Origin of the sequence: Candidatus Chordibacter forsetii, from assembly GCF_964187505.1 — a bacterium.
Taxonomy (GTDB): Bacteria; Verrucomicrobiota; Verrucomicrobiia; order Opitutales; family Seribacteraceae; genus Chordibacter; species Chordibacter forsetii.
Genome location: NZ_CAXLML010000170.1, coordinates 1 through 17924, shown reverse-complemented (window position 1 = coordinate 17924; position 17924 = coordinate 1). Strand labels below are relative to the sequence as shown.

The window sequence follows — 17924 nt, the reverse complement described above, 5'->3', positions numbered from 1 at the left end:
TAGACGACTATACCGAACGCCAAAATCAAGTGGCCGATGAGAGCTATGCGAAAGATTCGCCCCTCCTTTTGACTCATTCCAAACATTTAACTATTCCCAATACCCATGTTTATTCCCTTTTTCCGATCATTGACCCATCATTAAAAATTAGCGGGAGCGATAAGCAAAATCAATCATCAAGAACTTGATTGAAAAATTCGTTTATACTGGAACGATATTTTATTCCCCCGATTTCGGGTAAATCGTTATGACCAGCAGCTTCAAATTCGAGAAAGCGTTTGGGCTCGGGTAGGGCATCATATACGCGCTTTCCGTGACGGAAGGGTACAACCTCATCTTTTATCCCGTGTATCACCAAAGATGGGCAATGGATGGAGGGTGCCCGTTCGAGGTTGCGAAAACGGTCCCAGGGAAGAAAGGGGGTTTCTGTAACCGTTCGAAACGCGGTCATGAATGGAGTCTCAAGGATTATACCACCTACTTTTTGCTTTTCTGCGAGGTAGCAGCTTGGGCCAGTTCCAAGTGATCTTCCCCAGAGGACAATTTCATGAGGATTTATTTCTTTTTGTTCAGTTAAATGTTCGAAGACGGCATCAATGGCTTGATAACAACCAACTTCAGACGGTTTGCCCGGGCTGTGCCCATAACCTGGGTAATCATAAGTAATTACAGACCAACCTTCTGAAATCCAGGTTTTCAAAAACTCTTCAATCCTGCCGATGTCTTCCCCATTGCCGTGACTGTACAGCAGGGTGAGTCCTTTTGGCTTATCCGCATTCCAATGCTTGCATGCAATCTTTGAACCCTTCTCGGTTTCCAGAAAAAAGACTGTTTCATCCTTAACATAGCTTGGGTTCTTCGGTGCAGGAAAAAGGATACGATCGGCAAATACCCAAGCATAAAAGAGCAGAATCAAGTAAAGGGCCAAACCAATTATTGCCATCCTTCCCCAAGGGAAGTTAATGAAGTCATCGATGATGGAAGTGGAGGCCAAAGTGTAGATAGTTGTATGATCCATTCTTTTGTAGCCCTATTCCTTAATTCCTGCTAAGTGTTTGGGCGATGAAAATTTGTTGTATAGGAGCAGGGTATGTAGGTGGTCCAACCATGGCGATGATCGCTCATAAGTGTTCCGATACCGAAGTCACGGTGGTCGATTTGAACGCAGAGCGCATTGCCGCATGGAACTCGGGAGATTTACCCATCTATGAACCGGGCCTCGAAGAAATTGTAAGTCAGAATCGCGACAAGAATTTATTCTTCAGTACCGATGTGGATGAAAAAATACGGGCTGCTGATGTTATTTTTATCAGTGTGAATACTCCAACTAAGGATTATGGATCTGGTTCAGGACAGGCCGCAGATTTACGATTTGTTGAATCCTGTGCCCGTGGAATTGCCCGGGCAGGTGGGGGTAACAAAGTGGTGGTGGAAAAATCAACTGTGCCGGTAAGAACAGCCCAAATGGTTAAGGAGATTTTGGACTCCGCAAACAATGGACATTCTTATCAGGTTATTTCCAATCCCGAATTCCTTGCCGAAGGTACGGCAATGACAGATTTAGAAAATCCAGATCGTGTGCTCATCGGTGGGGAAACTTCTCCCGCTGGACAGGAAGCGGTTGAGAAAGTAGTAAGCATTTATGCCCAGTGGGTACCCAAGGAAAGAATTATCACCACCAATTTATGGTCATCCGAACTTTCTAAACTTACTGCCAATGCTTTTCTTGCTCAGCGAATTTCAAGCATCAATGCGATTTCTGCACTTTGCGAAGCTACCGAAGCCAATGTGGACGAGGTTGCTCGTGCCATTGGTACAGACAGTCGGATCGGGCCGAAATTCCTTAAGAGTTCGATCGGGTTTGGGGGGTCTTGTTTCCAAAAAGATATTTTGAATCTTTGCTACCTTTGCAGGCACTTCGACTTACCACAGGTTGCTGATTATTGGGAGCAGGTAATTCGAATGAACGAGTACCAAAAGGAACGTTTTGTCACCCGTTTGCTCGACTCGATGTTCAACACAGTGTCGGGTAAACGAATTTCTATTCTTGGCTATGCCTTTAAGAAAGACACCAATGATGCCCGGGAATCTCCAGCGATTGGAATATGTCGGCGTTTGCTTGAAGAAAAAGCAAATCTTGCGATTTACGATCCCAGGGTAACAAAGGAGAGTATTCTTTCCACTCTTGGATGGACGGAGGAAGAGGCTGTGGGCAGAATTGAGTTTTCCTCTACCGCCGTTGAGGCATGCAAGGAATCTCATGCGATTGCTCTGCTCACGGAGTGGGATGAATTTAAGGACTTAGACTACTCAGCCATCCATGCAGCCATGCATCAACCTGCTATTTTGTTTGATGGTCGAAACCTCCTCGATCTTGAGGCTTTGAGAAAAATCGGCTTTCGGGCGCAGGGAATTGGCAGGGCATAGGCCCGCCAATTTAAATTGGTTTAAACCGAAGGTTGTCGGTTTGGCCGACCACTCCGCTTGCTTGCCTCGTCGAGTACACCGTTGAGAAATTTCCGGGAATTGTCGGAGCAGAAATCTTTACTTATTTCCAATGCCTCATCGATAACAACAACAGGTGGAACATCCAAGCGGTATAAAATTTCATAAATTCCCAGGCGCAGAATCGCGAGATCGGTCTTGGCAATTCGGGAAAATTCCCAGTTGGCGACCAATTCGTTAATCAATGAATCGATCGACTCTAATTTATCGAGAATTCCATCAACTAATTCGATAGCATATCCAAAATATCCCTCGTTTTTTTCCAGCTTGTTGAGAAATTCGTGCAATTCCTCAATCAAATCTTCCGGCGGATTAATTTCCCACTGGTATAAAAAACGAAAGGCAGCCGTACGGTTTTGGCGTCTCGGGCTCCATTCTGGATTAATTATTAGGTCTAAGTCCATTTTTGTCTAAGTCTTGCCATTTCCAAAGCGGCGTGTGCAAATTCGCGACCGCGGTCGAGCGTACCGGTAATGCGCTCCTCGGCGGAGTTTAAGTCATCTGTTACCACAATTCCATTGATGATAGGTAAGCGGTGTTGGACCACAAGGGATTGAATGGCATTTCCAGCCGATTCAGCGACTAAGTGGTGGTGCGAAGTCGCTCCTTTGATGACCACACCCAATCCAATGAGGCAGGAAAATCGACCGCTATCTGCAAGCAGGGAAAGTCCGGCGGGAACTTCATGTGAACCTGGAACCCGTTCGATGACAAGCTCGGAGGGTTTTCCCTGTTCCTGTAAAATTTCGAGCACTCGATCAAGCAGGCTCTGAGTTAAAGACTCGTTAAAGCGGGCACAAACAATTCCAAAAGCAAATGGAGATGGGTCGATCTGTGGAGGGCTTGGATAATCTGTACTCATAGAATTTTAGGAGAGTAGGGTGCGTTCGACAATTTCCAACCCATACCCTTCGAGACCAACGACGCGGCGACGATCCCGGGTGAGTAGGCGTAATTTCTTAATGCCAAGTGCAGACAGGACTTGGGCACCAATTCCATAATCCCGAAAGTCCATCTTTCCGGGAGTAAGTTCAGAACCGATCATTTCCTCAGCCTCCTTGCGGCGAGGTTCCAAATAGATAAGGGCACCTGACTTATTCTTGGCAATCGCTTCCATGGCTTCAGCAATTCCGCTGCTCGGACGTCCCTTAGTTGAAAGGCCAAGTGCGTCGGTAAGTACATTGGCCGATTGTACGCGGACCAAAGTGGTTGAGCGCTTGGAAATTTTTCCAAGGGTCAGGGCATAATGGATTCGACGATCCAGTACGCTGGAAAAGACATGCAAAGTAAAGGTTCCATATTTTGTGGGAAATTCTGATTCACTTACCTTGTTGATCAATCGTTCGCGCTGGTGACGGTATTCGATTAAGGAAGCGATGGAAATCAGCTTCATTCCCCATTTTTTCTTGAGTTTTAGAAGGTCAGGAAGACGAGCCATGGTACCGTCCTCCTTGAGGATCTCACAAATTACACCACTGGGATGTAATCCAGAAAGAGAGGCGAGATCCACGGCGGCTTCGGTATGGCCAGCCCGTTCCAAAACTCCACCGGAGCGAGCACGCAAGGGAAAGACATGACCGGGTTGGACCAATTCTTCGGGATTGCCTGTTGGATTGGCAAGGATCTGAATCGTGGTAGCACGATCGAAAGCACTAATCCCCGTGGTAATGCCTTCGGCAGCATCGACAGATACAGTAAAGTCGGTACGCTGGGCTTCGCGGTTGTGAGGAACCATGCTGGTTACCCCAAGTCTTTTTAATTGATTACTTAACAGGGGTACACAGATCAATCCGCGGGCATGTGCGATCATATGGTTGATCGCTTCCGGAGTTACTTTTGATGCGGCCATGACCAAATCGCCCTCGTTTTCGCGATCTTCGTCGTCCGTGACTATGACCATGCGTCCACTAGCGATATCGGCGATCGCATCTTCTACGGGGTCAAACGCGGTTTTTTTTGAGGCAGGCATATTAAAAGAACTAAAGATTAAAGCAGTAAACTCTAGAATAACCTTGAGTTTTGCTCAATTCAATTCGGTCCTGCGCAGATTAAATTATAATGATTTAGGGCTTTCCAGTAATGCAAGAAACGCGGGTTCGTCGATCACATGAACCCCGAGTTTTTTCGCCTTATCAAGTTTGGACCCTGCTCCTGGCCCAGCTACCAGGCAGGAGGTTCGTTTGCTCACGCTGGAGGTGGACTTTCCACCGAGGGATTCGATGCGGGAACCGGCTTCTTCCCTGGTCATCGATGTGAGTGAGCCAGTTAGAACAAAAGATTTTCCTGTCCATGGAGTACCGGTTGATTCATCAATCTCGAGTTCTGGAGATAATCCGTATTGAGCAAATTTTTCGAGCATGGATTGATTTTCAGAATTCTTAAAGAATTCAACCACACTTTGAGCCATAATTTCCCCAATCCCGTCAATAGCGACCAAATCGATAAGTTCTGCTTTAGCTAAGTTTGGCAGTGAGCGGAAGTTTCGGGCGAGATCTTTGGCGGCGGCGGATCCGACATGCTTAATACCTAGGGCACATATTAATCTCCAAAGTTCCTGCTGTTTACTTTTTTGGATCGCTTGAACCAAGTTTTCTGCAGACTTTTCTGCAAAGCCATCGAGTTGTAAAAATTGTTCTTTGCTTAGACTAAACAGGTCAGATGTTTGACGCACCATTTTACGGTCGACCAGTTGGTCCACCACCGCCTCGCCAAGATGATCGATATCCATACATCCCCGGGAAGCAAAGTAACGCACTCTTCCTTTTACTTGTTCGCTACAGAGCGGGTTGGGGCATTTCCAGGCTGCTTCTCCATCCACTCGTTCGAGTTTGGTTTTACAAACCGGACAAATTGTGGGGAAGGTAAAAGGGGAACTGTTGGCGGGCCTTTTGGCCAAAACCACCTCGACGACCTGAGGAATAATTTCTCCGGCTTTTTCGACAATAACATGATCTCCGACCCGTATATCCTTACGGGAGATTTCGTCCGCATTGTGCAGGCTGGCCCGCGAAACCTGAGTGCCAGCTAATTGAACAGGGGAAAGGTGGGCGACTGGGGTAATCGCTCCAGTTCGACCAACCTGTAAATGAATGGCTTCAAGGATGGTTTCCTGCCGTTCGGTCTCGAACTTGTAGGCAATCGCCCAGCGGGGTGATTTGGAGGTATGACCTGCCTCTGCCTGAAGGGCAAAGGAGTTTAGCTTAATGACCGCTCCGTCGGTGGGATAACCGTAGCTATGCCTTAATTGATCAAGTTCCTGAATGGATTTCCAGGCGTCATCTGCATGGTCAACTTGGCGAAAATATTCCACTGCGGGTACACCCCAATGGGAGAGGGCCTGATGAAATTCAGAAAGATTGGAAAAATGGTTTTCCGGAGTGCATGCTCCCAGGCCATAAAGAACAATTTCCAGTTTTCGTTTTCTTGCTTCCTTGGGATCGAGCAATTTGATGGTTCCAGCAGCCAAATTTCGTGGGTTGGCGTAAAGCGAAAGTTCGTTCTTTTCCCTCTCACTGTTGATTCGTTCGAACTCTTGATGACTCATATAAATTTCTCCGCGAATTTCAATGAGTTCTGGCAGGCTTGATCCACTTAGTTGATGGGGTAAATGTTCAAGGTGTTCGAGGTTTTGGGTGACTACATCTCCCTCCACACCATTTCCACGGGTGGTGGCAGTGACTAGTTTTCCATTCTTATAAGTCAGAGAGATCGCGACTCCATCAATCTTGGGTTCGACCACATAGGAAAGTTTTTCGGTTTCAAAAATTCGTCTTAATCGTTGATCGAATTCAATGAATTCTTCCTCATCATAAGTATTATCCAAGCTGAGCATCGGTTTGAGGTGGCGATGCGAAGAAAAGGATTCCAGGCGATCGTCCCCAACGACGGGAGGTTGAGCATTGTTCGAATGCTCAGAGCTTTTAGAAAATAACCCCAGAGGATCGATCTCTGCCTCTAATTCTTCGAGTTCCCGTTTTTTCTGATCGTAGAGTTGGTCAGAAATACCTGGTTGAGCTAATCGGTAGTAAAGTTCGTCGTGCCGTTTGAGTTCGGCCTGTAACTCCTCAAGCCGTTGAGTTTTTAATTTATCCGTCTTGGAAGCACTCATTTTTGAACCATGGAGGAACACGCCCGTTCCATACGATCCAGTGCTTGACCGAGCAAATTTTTAGAGCATCCAAGGTTTAGCCGCAAAAAGCCGGGAGATCCAAAGTCGGAACCATCCGAAAGGCCAACCCCATGTTCTTCGAAAAAACGATGCGGATTCTCAGCCTTTAGTTCCCGGGCATCTATCCAAAGTAAATAAGTAGCTTCGGGAGAGTAGGGCGTCAGTCCGGTCATTTTGTGCAAGCGTTCGAGGGCGAAATCTCGGTTTTTACGCAAATATTTAAGTAGTGCCTGACGCCATTCTTCTCCTTGCCGATAAGCAATTTCAGCCAAACGAAAACCCATGGCTGGAGGGTCAGGCACGATACCGGCCATGGCCTTCTTGAAGCGTAAACGAATGTCGGGGTTAGAAATTATCGCAAAAGAACAACCGAAACCGGGAAGGTTGTAAGTTTTACTGGGAGCCATCAGGGTGATGGTACTTTCGGCGATTTTTGGGTTCAGGTTGGCCAACGGAAGATGTTTGAGGTTTGGCTCGAGCAGAAGATCACAATGGATTTCGTCGGAGCAAACAAGTAATTCTCTTTCTTCTGCCCAGCGGGAAAACCGTTCGAGTTCTTCATTGGTAAAAGCGGTACCTACTGGATTGTGAGGATGGCAGAGAAGAAAAAGGTCGCCGGGTTGGGTCGGTGTCTTTTCCAGGAGCTCGAAATCCATGGAGAAACGATTACCCTGAAGTCTCAGGGGGAGTTGAGTGCAGGTTAAATCAAAGTTTCCCGGTGCCGATAAAAAGGGTGGGTAGACAGGTACATGGGTGAGCACCTGGCTGGCATTGTCTTGTTGCATACGGCAACAAACATTAAGGGCACAGACCATGCCGGGTAGCCAAACGATCCAGTTGGGATCAATTTTCCAGTCATATAAACGACTGGTGTATTCAAGAACGGCGTCGGTAAGCTCAGGATGGCACTTGGCATAACCGTAATTGCCAAATTCGGCCTCTTTGCGAGCTGTATCAACCACTGCAGGTGGTGCTCGAAAGTCCATATCGGCAACCCATAGTGGGAGGATATCTCTACCTGAATATTTTCCCCACTTTAAACTTGGTCTGTCCTTTCGGTCGGGACAGTCATCAAACCATGAATAAACACTCAATCGTCCCTCCCGCCTATTTAAATATATCGTTTATTGCCAAGAGTAGAGATACTTCAGAGTGAAGTAATGAAGTTCTGCCTCGAAAGCTCGTTGGTACTCCAAACTCACCCCGTGTATGGCATCAAACCACCAAGTTATGCCCGTATCTACGGTGAATTCATTTTCTCCAAATTCCGACCATAAACCTAAAAACCGGCCACCCAAATGAAGAGATAAGGAATTAGTAAATTGTAATTCGGTACCCAAGAGCAGGCTCCAGGTAAATCCATCGTCTCCTAACTTGATCGGTCTTTCATCATCAATAAAGCCTACACCTGCACCCAGATAGGGACGAAGTCGTAATGACCTCCCGCCAACCCCTTGGAAATGAGCAAGGTAATCCGCCCCTAAGTTCCAGGAGGATGCATCTTGGCCACCAAAATTCATAGTTCCGTAATCAAGATAAATACTGAGGTCTGAATTTGCATCATTGGGAGAACTGGCAGTGATACGTAGAAAATCTCCCTCCCTGTTGTCGGTTCCTCCGCTTCCATCGGCCATACTATATCCAAATCCGAGGAAATATTCCCCCAATCGTGCTTTTGCCGAAAGTGAGGTGGTTATGGTAATACAAAGAAGTGCAAGGTAGAGGGTTGATTTCATAGACCCTCTATCAAACCACCCCCCCACAGCCCGTCAATCGACAACTCTGTAATATCCAAATAATTTACAAGCCGTTTTCCTTGGCTCTTTGATGGGTAAATAGACGTAGGAAGAGCAGGGTGGATAGAGTAACCAAAGCAACAGACAACCAGGCCACGCCTTGGTAGCCCATCATGCTAAGCATCCAATAACCAAGAAAAGGAGCAAGTGCCCCGCGAAGTCCAGTTAGGGCAACATGGGCACCCATGTACCTGGCCTCCATCCCTTCAGGTGCAAGTTTAGTTACCCACAAACTCCATGCAATTTTAGATCCCCCAACTCCTACTCCCGCAAGCATGGCACCCAGAGATACCCCGAGTAATCCATCAGCATGAAAATAAACCAGGGTGGCTGCGATAAGGATAAGGTTAAGAGAGATGCGAAAAAACAAGAAACGAATACGGTCAAAAAGTTCTCCCCAAAGTCGTGAACTTATAATTCGGGCAACAGAAAAGATTACCACCGTGACCAGGGCTATTTGTTCGTTACTCAAATCTAGCCCGCCAGAACCGCTCAGGTATTCCACCCGCAGGGGTAGAGTCATGATAATTCCCAGTCCCATAACCATCCACGCCAGTAACATGCTGGCAAATAGCCGATCTTCTTTAAGCAATTTTAAACTGTCCAATAATCCCGGGTTTCGGTTCCCCTTAGTAATGGGTTGTGAAGGAATTAAAAAGAGTGCAACAGCAGATCCCAAAGAAACCAAAGCCATGGCCCGAAAAATCCATCCGGGGTCAGCAGATTGAGTATCAAGGTAGGTTCCCCCTACGTAGGATAGTACCATACCAATGGCAGCAGAAAGAATGAAGTTCCATGCTAACTTTTTTCCGCGTTCATTTGATCCATAGTTCCTGGAATATACTTGAATCATAAAGCCCGGGAGTTGTGAAAAACAGACTTGGGCCAGAAATAAAGAGATAGCCAGAGCCCAGGGGTCTTTGAGTTGAGCGGCAAAAAATAAGCAGGCTGAAGAAATTAGCATCAGCAAAGCACAGAAGCTACTGGTGGATAAAGCAGTCCAAGCCGCCAATCTTTGCATGTATGGAACAAGTAATAATCCGGCGGATACTCCAGAGGCGAGGATCGCTTTAATGGTATCGGATGCATCAAGAAAACGAATGGCAATGAGGATGGCAAAGGTTCCGAAACCCACCTCCAATATTCCACTCATCGAACTGTTAACTAGGTCGAGATGAAAGGTTCGCCGGGCAATGGATTGATGACTTGGAGGAGGGGACATAAGTTTTGTTCCGATTAAGTCATGCATGAATGAAAAAGGTTGGAATATCGAACGAATAAGCCTTGTTCTCGAGAAAATCCTTATATTAGGTAGGTCATTCTTTTAACTGAATCTGCTTTTATGAATAATCAATTGAGGAAACGAAACTTTTTACTTCTACCTTATTTTACTCTCCTTTTGACCTTGGGTGTATCGGCTCTGGTAGCTAAGCCTGCCTTTGAATGGACCACCGATCACATGCAGGTAGGAGTGCGTTGGCAGCCATCTGTTTCGAGGCCGCTCAATAATATATATGAAATAACCCGCCCGGTACTTGGAGAGCACAGCAGTTATGCTATGTTTTGGGTAGCATGGCCACAGGTGGAACCAAGCGAGAAGCATTGCGATTATCAAAATAATCCATCGGGTGGTTTGAAAATGTTCGATCAGGTGGTCGATATGGCAAACGAGAAGGGATTGTTTGTTGAATTTGTTTTCTTTGGTACACCCGGCTGGGCATCAGAAATTGCCCCTAATGGGGGGCGCAGGCCAAAGCCCGATCATTTTAATGCTTTTCTTTCGAGGTTGGCCGAACATTTTAAGGGACGCGTACATTCCTGGCAGCTCGGGCATGAGACCAACCTAAAGAGCATCCTCCCAGGTGCAGATGTTGAATTTTTACATAACGAGATCTTTATCAAGGGAGCAAAGGCGATTCGTGGAGTCTACAACCAAGAGCCTGCTATTCCCGTATTAATTTCCACATCAGGAACTTCTCCTTGTCAGGGTTGTCCGGTCATCGATGGATTAAAGGGGTTGGGTGGACAGGCGGTGGATGATTATTTTGAGCAGAAAATTCGCAACCATGCCCTGCTCGATCTCGTAGATTCTTTAAATATAAATGTTTCCGACCATCACGATGGCTATGGGATGATGGATGGTAGCTATATTACTTCGACTTGGGGAAATTATGATTTGGTTCGTCAAAAATTAGACCGTGAGGGCTACTGGTGGAAACCAATCGTTTCCGCCGAGGCTTGGGTGAATTGGAACGACGGTAAACTTGGGTCGATGATACTGAGTGCTGATGTGAACGGAGATGGTCGAAAAGATGAGGTCGATAGTTTTTACAAGACCCTTACCTTGATGGGGAAATCTATGGAGCGGGGAATGAATGTGATGAATTTTTTATGGACTGATAATGAAAGCCCATGGGCTATGGGGCTTACCAAGAGGCGCGATTACAATGGCCGGGTGGGAGAATTAAGACCCGACTTAGTCATTCCTGCTTCCGATGGTGGCCCAGCAATCATTACACAGAAAGTTTCTCTGCGTGGTGCAGATCAGGATTTTAGGGTTTCAGATGGGCAGGGAAAAAATTTCACCATCAAAGATTATCAAAATCCCCCTGATCCCAATCACTTACAGTTTTATATTTGGAAGTGGTTTTCTCAGGCAGGTGGAGGAAGAGATGAGGTTGTTCGACATGCCATGGCAGGGGAGATTGGAAATGATTTATCGGTTTCTGGACCGGGTTATACAGGGAATGAACGCTACCGGGTTTCAACCTGGAATCGGACGAAGAAAACATTTACCAATTTGATTTATTCTAGTGGTGGTTCGGGAATTGCTGATGCCAAGGTTTCCATCCCCGCAAAAATCCAGGAAGGTAAACGGTTTAATCATTCAAAGTCACGACGGGATTTTCGGGAGGAAGGATTTACAAATGGTTCTTATTATAAGGTCGATGTAACCACTAAAAACATAAATCCGAATACGGGGAAGGATGAGGATGTTGAGCTGTTTGAACTTGGTCCATATCAGGTGCAAAATGGTGTTTTGAAGGTAAGTATTCCTCGGATGAATAAGTTTACTAGGGTGGACTTTTTGCCATCCAAAATAGGAAAAGGAAAGAGATGATTGAGATGAAAAGATTAGTTGGTTTGGTTTGTTTTATTGGAGCCGGTCTGTGGTTGCATGGTGAGGATAAACGCCCGGCCAAGCCAAATGTTTTATTAATGCTGGTGGATGATTTGGGTTGGCAGGATGTAGTTTGCTATGACCTCGACGAACCTTGTCCTTATGAGACACCCAATATTGACGGCTTGGCCAAGCGTGGCGTGCTTTTTAAAAATGGATATTCTCCATCTCCGGTATGTAGCCCGAGCAGGTGTGCTATAATCAGTGGGAAGCATCCCGCACGAACTATGAGTACCACAGTTGCATCCGGGAAACCTCCGTCTGTTTTCCACCACCAAAATTCATTTGTCTCACCCTGGTGTCGTGGAGGTATGGATACAGAGGAAACTACTATTGCCGAGGCGTTGAAATCAAATGGATACCGGACAGGTCATGTGGGCAAATGGCACATTGCGGTAAATCATTATGCTTTTCCTCAACCCAAAGATGAAGGATTTGATTTTACCAGTCATTATCCAGGAAACTCTCAGGCAAGAGGCGTACAAAATGGTATGCCTAATCGATTGGTTGGATTCGCCACGAATCAAGATAAAGACGCTTACCGTTTGGATGAGAATGGATACCCAACTGATCATGTTACCGAGGAAGCCTTAAGATTCCTTTCTGAAAACAAATCAGATCCGATGTTTCTTTATTACGCCAGTTGGCTGGTCCATACGCCTATCCAAACGAGAAGTGAGCAGCTTTTGAGGAAATACTGTGAAAAGTTGGGAGTTGAGTATCCGAAAGATCCAAAGGGTTGGACGTTGGAGGGGCAGAGAAATCCCTACTATTGTGCAATGGTTGAAACTCTTGACTATTACATCGGACGGTTAGTCGGATACCTCGAAGACACAGATGATCCCAGGTGGCCCGGGCATAAGCTGATCGAAAATACCTACCTTATTTTTAGTTCAGATAATGGAGGCATGGAGGGTTACAGTAATATCGTATTTACAGATAATTTCCCTCTCGATAAAGGGAAGATTCATATTCGTGAAGGTGGCATTCGGGTGCCTTTCATTATTTCAGGCCCTCAGGTGAAAAAAGATATTACAAGCGAAGTTGTAGTTAGTGGACTGGACTTTTACCCCACGATTCTTGATTGGACGAACACGCCAAATTCAGCCAATCAGAAATTGGATGGAAGCAATTTAACTACCCTTTTAAAAGTTGATCCGAATGATCGGGGAAATGTGATTGATTCCCGTACTGAGCAACCCAGAGAATCGATATTCTGGCATTTCCCCAATGGATATTGTCAACAGTCTGCCCATTTGAAAAATGGATATAAATTGATTTACAATCATGTCTATGAGCGTCCACGCCTGGAGCTTTATCAGTTGTATGACTCCAAGGGCAAGCGGGTGGATTGGGAAGAGGAAATTGATCTTAGCCAGAAGCTTCCCGAACTTGCTAAATCGATGAATGCAGAATTACTTGAATTTCTTGAGGGAATGGATGCGGGGATGACCTATTATAATCCTACCTGTACGAGGGTGAAAATACCTGGGGCTAATCAACTTCTCTCTGTGGTTGATGAACAGAGGACCAATCGTCGGGTGCGTTTACGCTTTAAGGAAAATGGGGCCAAAGTTACCCGTGCTCAAGTAATCTACACGATCAACGGACATAGCAGTGATAGCGAATGGTTCCCCTTAGAGGCTCAGGTAATTCCGGCTAAGGGTAAACAACCTGCCAAAGTGGAAGCAACTCTACCTCCGAAGGTTACTCATTATGTCTTCAACCTGATTGACGAGAACAATTTTCTTATTTCCTATCCGCAAATGAAAAAGGGAGACGATCAGAAGACTGCCCTTGAGGTGGTTCGTTAAAACCTAATCTCGGGAAATACTTGTCCTTCTTGAAATTTTAAGAGCAGAATTTAGATTCGAATGCTTTTTCAGCAGCTTCGCTGCCGATTAAGATAATCTCTCCATTTTTACAAAACTCGTCCTTGGGTGAGGGAGTGATAATCGTTCCAGCATCTCCTTTAATTGCTACGATACTGCAACCCGTTTTATCCCGGATTTTTGAATCCCTAACGGACACACCAGCGAGCGACTTCGGGGTCTTTTGGCTGAATACATCCAGCCCCTCGGTAATCATAAGGATTTCTGCACGGTTTAGTAAGTTAAAGATGGTGTTTGCACCCATCCAATCTTGAGACATGACAAAATCTGCTCCAGCACGGTGGAGTGGTTCGACATTTCGATGAAGGAATGCTCGGCTGACAATTTGAATATCAGGACGTAATTTTCGGCAATAAATGGTTAGGTACATATTGCTCTCATCATTATGACTCGTGATGACAACGGCAGGAGCCTTGTTTATGCCAGCCCGTTCGAGGACGGCTTTTTCAGAGGCATCTCCGAGGATTGAATTGTCCACCATGCCGGCTTTTTTCTCGTCAGTTTCAATCACTCGGTAGGGCACATTCATCTCGTGCAGAGTCTTGGCTGTTTCCCTTCCCACCCGTCCGGCTCCAATGATAATGACAGGGGCGGAGTTTGAGGAAAAGTTTTTAAAGTCATGGTCATACTTGTCAAAACTGGTCTGGGTACCAGCAAGCAGAAGGACGGTGTGGTTATTAAGCATGGTGGTCGCTTCCGGGGTTTCAAAATTCCCACGCTCCCAAATACCCACCACATTAACTCCATATTCTTCACGAAGAGTGGTTTCCTGTAGTTGTTTTCCAACCAGGGGAGTTCCATGGACAGTTGCTTCTGCGATCAAGACCTCTCCAAAAGAACCAATGACATGGGTGTTATTATCGGTACAAGAGATTCTGCGGGCAAGAAAACTACCCATCTGTTTGGCAAAGCGAATAACATGATTAGCTCCTGCCAATTCGATAATATCTTCCGAACTTGGATTATTACAGGTGCCAACGATGGGAAGTTTAGGGTCAACATCCCGGGCCCGGAAGGCCACATTGACATTGCGGATATCGTCGTCTGTAGCCACGACCATGGCAGCATTCTTAATCCCCGCAGCCTCAAAAGTTTCCCGGTCTTCGATCGATCCAAACATAACTGGTATGCCCATGTCATGATATTTTTGGGCATCCTTCAATTTATCGATTACCAAAACAAAGGGATACCCAAACTGGCTTAGCTTTTCCATCAAAGCATGGCTAATGGAATCATAATGGGTGAGAATGACATGTTTTTGCTCTCCACATTCGTAACGCTTGGGCACACGGGCTCCCGACTGGTACTCCACAAAGGGTTTGTAAAGAAACTCCATGAAAGCAAAAGGGAGAACAATAAAGAGGTAGAACACACCGGTAAACATCACTGCCATCGAGAATAAGCGCCCAGTATTGCCCGAGAAGGTAATATCCCCGTAGCCCAAGGTGGACATGGTTGTCAGTACCCAGTAGAGGGACTCAACCCATCCAATATAGGCATCGTTGCGCTCGTCGCCCATGATCGAACGATAGAGGTTCATGTAAAGAACCACAAAGACCGCTAATATTACAAAGAGTTTTAAGAGGCGGGTAACATTTTTGCGCCGATTGCGTTCCCTAAATATAGAGGGCATGAAGTGGATGGAAGCTTTCACAACTGTTTCTATAGTTTAGATGGAATATCCTTGGGGTGCGAGAATGTTTTGCGCCCAACCGCTTGGATGTACGAATAAGTTGCTTTCGGGTTGAAGACATGCTCCAGATCGAAGATTGCTTGTGAAGTGACTAAAATTTCCAATTTCGTATGGTTTCTCTTTTTTTGCTTCTCTTCGTTTGCTGAGGAACGGTGGACGCAATTTTTGGCTCCCAAACCATTATCAAAGAGTGCGGTGGTAGAAGATTGGCCACGCTTTAATGGTCTGGCAGATAATGCCAAGTCTTTGGAGTCACCTCTTTTGCAAAAATGGCCAGCAGAGGGACCCTCCTTAGTCTGGTCATTGGAAAAAGGAGACGGTTATGCATCACCTGCAATTATGGGTGATATTTTGGTCCTTTTTCACCGGATGAATGGTCAGGAGGTTGCTGAGGGTAGAGATGCGATAAGTGGTGCCCCGCTTTGGGAATATTCCTACCCAGTCGACTATCGGGATCGTTATGGATATTCCGCTGGTCCACGGGCAAGTCCGGTAATTTTTCAAAACCGGGTTTATTTACACGGAGTTACCGCCTGGCTCACCTGCCTGAATTTAAAAACAGGCGAATTAATTTGGAAGCGAGATCTGACAAAGGAATATAAAGTTCCGCAGTATTTTTTTGGCAAAGGATCAAATCCAATTGTTTGCGGAGATGTTCTTGTTCTCAACCTTGGTGGTGGAGGCAGGCAATGTATGGTCGGGTTTGATCGTAAAAGCGGAAAGACTTTATGGATTTTGAAAGACGACTGGGGGGCGAGTTATTCTTCCCCAGTTCTCGCCACAATTCATGGTAGGTTAGTCGGACTTGCGATGACGGGTGGCGAAAGCCGGCCAGCAACTGGTGGACTTTTGATCTTTGATCCAAAAACGGGCGAAAAATTAATACGCTTCCCCTGGAGGTCAAAAAAATACGAGTCGGCCACTGCTTGTCCCCCGGTCTTCCTTGGAGATCAATATGTTTTTCTGTCGGAGTGTTATGAAAAAGGTTCCGTACTTTTGCGCATCAACGAGGATTTTTCTTATGAAGTAGTCTGGGAAAATTCTGATATTGGGATTCATTGGATGACCCCAGTAGAAAATGAGAGTTATTTATATGGTGTTTCGGGTAGGCACCAACAAGGAGCGGAAGCTTTTTGTTTGAATTGGAAAACCGGTGAGGTGTTATGGAAAGAATTCATTGCTTGGCAGGAAACGATTCAGGGTCGTGAACTTAAGCTCCAACTTTTTAGGGCAAGTTGGTTACTTTTAGAGGATCGTTTTTTGAGTCTTTCCGAATTTGGATCTTTGCTGAGAATTAAATTTTCGCCAAGCGGTTGGAAGATTGAAGAACGGACACAGCTTTTTTTCGCCCCAGAGGCATGGACCCTGCCAACCCTTAGTCGAGGACTTCTCTACATCATGCAGAACGATACCGATCGCATGAGCGGGCGGTCGAAGCGTTTACTCTGTTACGATTTTCGCGGAGAATGAAAGAAGTTTTATCCAGCCCGGTCCTGGTTGAAGTTCTTCCACTTGGAGGTTTTGATCACGCGCTTACTTACGGTGCCAAAAAATCCCTGTACGAGTGTTTGGAGGTTGGTTCATTGGTTCGGATTCCTTTGGGTGCCCGAAGATTGATCGGAGTGGTTTCATCGTTAAGTCCCGAGCATTCTCCTCCGTTGGAAAAATTACGCTTCGTTTCTGCTCTGGTACAACCAGAACCGGTTCTTAGTACGGAACTTGTTAACTTGGCTAAGTGGATATCCTCTTACTATGCATGCTCTTTGGAAAATACTTTGGGAGCAATGATTCCAGCCTCTGTACGGGACGGAATGGAGGCGAGAACTCGTAGGATGATCGAAGCGATTATTATGCCCGAAGAACGGGTGGCCGATTTGGTTAAGCGATCGCCTAAGCAGGCGAATGCTTATGCTCTTTTGAAAGGAAATAAAGAAGTACGGGTTGATGCAATTGTTTGGGGTAGGGAATCAAAAGTTTCCCCATCCGTGATCGATGGATTGATCAAGAAAGGATTGATTAAGCAATCCATTTCCGAGGTCTCCCGGGATGCTTACTCAGACGAGTGGACAGATGATGCTGAGGGACTGGTTGAATCCTTACGCGAATTAACTGAAGAGCAGCAACAAGCAAAGGATGAAATCGTTGAGGATTTGGACTCGGGAGAATTTCGTACTCGTCTTTTACAGGGAGTTACAGGTTCAGGAAAGACAGAGGTCTACTGTCAGGCGATGGAGAAAGCTTTGGGTCAGGGTGGTGGGGTTTTGTTTCTTGTGCCTGAAGTCGCACTGGCTCCCCAGACAGTCGATCGCTTGCGGGCCCGATTTGGACAGAGTGATGAAGAGGTAGTGGTTTGGCACAGTCATCTTTCGGCAGGTGAACGTTTGGATGCTTGGAGGAAATTAGTCCGTGGAGAGGCACGTATTGTGGTCGGTGCTCGTTCGGCTGTGTTTGCTCCTGTGCAAAACTTACGATTGGTGGTGGTCGATGAAGAACACGAAGCCGCATACAAGCAGGAGGATGCACCCCGTTACCAAGGTCGCGATGTTGCCGTATACCGAGCCTATTTAAACGATGCCATCTGTTTGCTTGGATCGGCCACTCCATCCTTAGAGACTGCCCGGAATGTGAAGAGTGGTAAATATGCAAGGTCAGTGCTTAGTAAACGGATAGATGGTAGGGAACTCCCTCT

At 46.1% G+C, this 17924-nt stretch carries 15 protein-coding genes; 6 read left to right on the top strand and 9 right to left on the bottom strand.

From position 1 onward, the window contains the following. Positions 1 to 188 (top strand): hypothetical protein (locus ACKPQ4_RS07205; protein ID WP_407680512.1); only part of this gene is annotated, 188 nt, incomplete at its 5' end. Here ACKPQ4_RS07205 and ACKPQ4_RS07200 read toward each other — a convergent pair. Next, a complete protein-coding gene (locus ACKPQ4_RS07200) occupies positions 170 to 1018 on the bottom strand; it encodes an alpha/beta hydrolase (RefSeq protein WP_407680511.1) in 849 nt (282 codons plus the stop codon). The two genes, ACKPQ4_RS07205 and ACKPQ4_RS07200, sit on opposite strands and share 19 nt — an antisense overlap. 44 nt (positions 1019 to 1062) lie before the next feature. On the opposite strand from ACKPQ4_RS07200, the gene ACKPQ4_RS07195 reads away from it, so the two are divergent. Further along, positions 1063 to 2427 carry a nucleotide sugar dehydrogenase gene (locus tag ACKPQ4_RS07195; protein ID WP_407680510.1) on the top strand — a complete coding sequence of 455 codons (1365 nt, stop codon included), beginning with the start codon at positions 1063 to 1065 and terminating at the stop codon, positions 2425 to 2427. A 20-nt stretch (positions 2428 to 2447) separates the two neighbouring features. Here the strand turns inward: ACKPQ4_RS07195 and nusB are convergent, their stop codons facing one another. From nusB to ACKPQ4_RS07160, 7 genes are all read right to left on the bottom strand, one after another. After that, positions 2448 to 2909 carry a transcription antitermination factor NusB gene (gene nusB, locus ACKPQ4_RS07190; protein WP_407680509.1) on the bottom strand — a complete coding sequence of 154 codons (462 nt, stop codon included), beginning with the start codon at positions 2907 to 2909 and terminating at the stop codon, positions 2448 to 2450. After that, a complete protein-coding gene (gene ribH / locus ACKPQ4_RS07185; RefSeq protein WP_407680508.1) occupies positions 2900 to 3367 on the bottom strand; it encodes a 6,7-dimethyl-8-ribityllumazine synthase in 468 nt (155 codons plus the stop codon). Before ribH ends, nusB begins: the two co-directional genes overlap by 10 nt. Positions 3368 to 3373: 6 nt before the next feature. Next, positions 3374 to 4474, bottom strand: a complete 1101-nt coding sequence (gene ribB, locus ACKPQ4_RS07180; RefSeq protein ID WP_407680507.1) for a 3,4-dihydroxy-2-butanone-4-phosphate synthase — start codon at positions 4472 to 4474, stop codon at positions 3374 to 3376. 84 nt (positions 4475 to 4558) lie between these two features. Further along, on the bottom strand, positions 4559 to 6613 hold the full coding sequence (ligA, locus tag ACKPQ4_RS07175) for an NAD-dependent DNA ligase LigA (protein WP_407680506.1): 2055 nt from the start codon (positions 6611 to 6613) through the stop codon (positions 4559 to 4561). Further along, a complete protein-coding gene (locus ACKPQ4_RS07170; protein ID WP_407680505.1) occupies positions 6610 to 7767 on the bottom strand; it encodes a MalY/PatB family protein in 1158 nt (385 codons plus the stop codon). Before ACKPQ4_RS07170 ends, ligA begins: the two co-directional genes overlap by 4 nt. A gap of 30 nt (positions 7768 to 7797) precedes the next feature. After that, entirely contained in the window at positions 7798 to 8409 is a 612-nt protein-coding gene (locus ACKPQ4_RS07165; protein ID WP_407680504.1) for a hypothetical protein, read from the bottom strand. A gap of 64 nt (positions 8410 to 8473) precedes the next feature. Then, complete coding sequence (locus ACKPQ4_RS07160) at positions 8474 to 9718, bottom strand: MFS transporter (RefSeq protein ID WP_407680503.1); 1245 nt, start codon at positions 9716 to 9718, stop codon at positions 8474 to 8476. A gap of 93 nt (positions 9719 to 9811) precedes the next feature. Here ACKPQ4_RS07160 and ACKPQ4_RS07155 point away from each other — a divergent pair, with 93 nt between their 5' ends. Beyond that, the gene (locus tag ACKPQ4_RS07155; protein WP_407680502.1) at positions 9812 to 11590 is read left to right on the top strand and encodes a hypothetical protein; all 1779 of its coding nucleotides are present in this window, start codon (positions 9812 to 9814) and stop codon (positions 11588 to 11590) included. Positions 11591 to 11595: 5 nt separating this feature from the next. Continuing rightward, positions 11596 to 13464: a sulfatase gene (locus ACKPQ4_RS07150; RefSeq protein WP_407680501.1), complete on the top strand. Its 1869-nt coding sequence runs from the start codon at positions 11596 to 11598 to the stop codon at positions 13462 to 13464. A gap of 37 nt (positions 13465 to 13501) precedes the next feature. On the opposite strand, the gene ACKPQ4_RS07145 is transcribed toward ACKPQ4_RS07150, so the two are convergent. Next, positions 13502 to 15175, bottom strand: a complete 1674-nt coding sequence (locus ACKPQ4_RS07145) for a potassium channel family protein (RefSeq protein WP_407680500.1) — start codon at positions 15173 to 15175, stop codon at positions 13502 to 13504. 147 nt (positions 15176 to 15322) lie between these two features. On the opposite strand from ACKPQ4_RS07145, the gene ACKPQ4_RS07140 reads away from it, so the two are divergent. Both ACKPQ4_RS07140 and ACKPQ4_RS07135 read left to right on the top strand, forming a co-directional pair. Beyond that, positions 15323 to 16705, top strand: coding sequence for an outer membrane protein assembly factor BamB family protein (locus ACKPQ4_RS07140; RefSeq protein ID WP_407680499.1), 1383 nt, complete (start codon positions 15323 to 15325; stop codon positions 16703 to 16705). Continuing rightward, positions 16702 to 17924: DEAD/DEAH box helicase (locus ACKPQ4_RS07135; protein ID WP_407680498.1), on the top strand; the 1223-nt coding region annotated here is incomplete at its 3' end. The genes ACKPQ4_RS07140 and ACKPQ4_RS07135, both read left to right, overlap by 4 nt.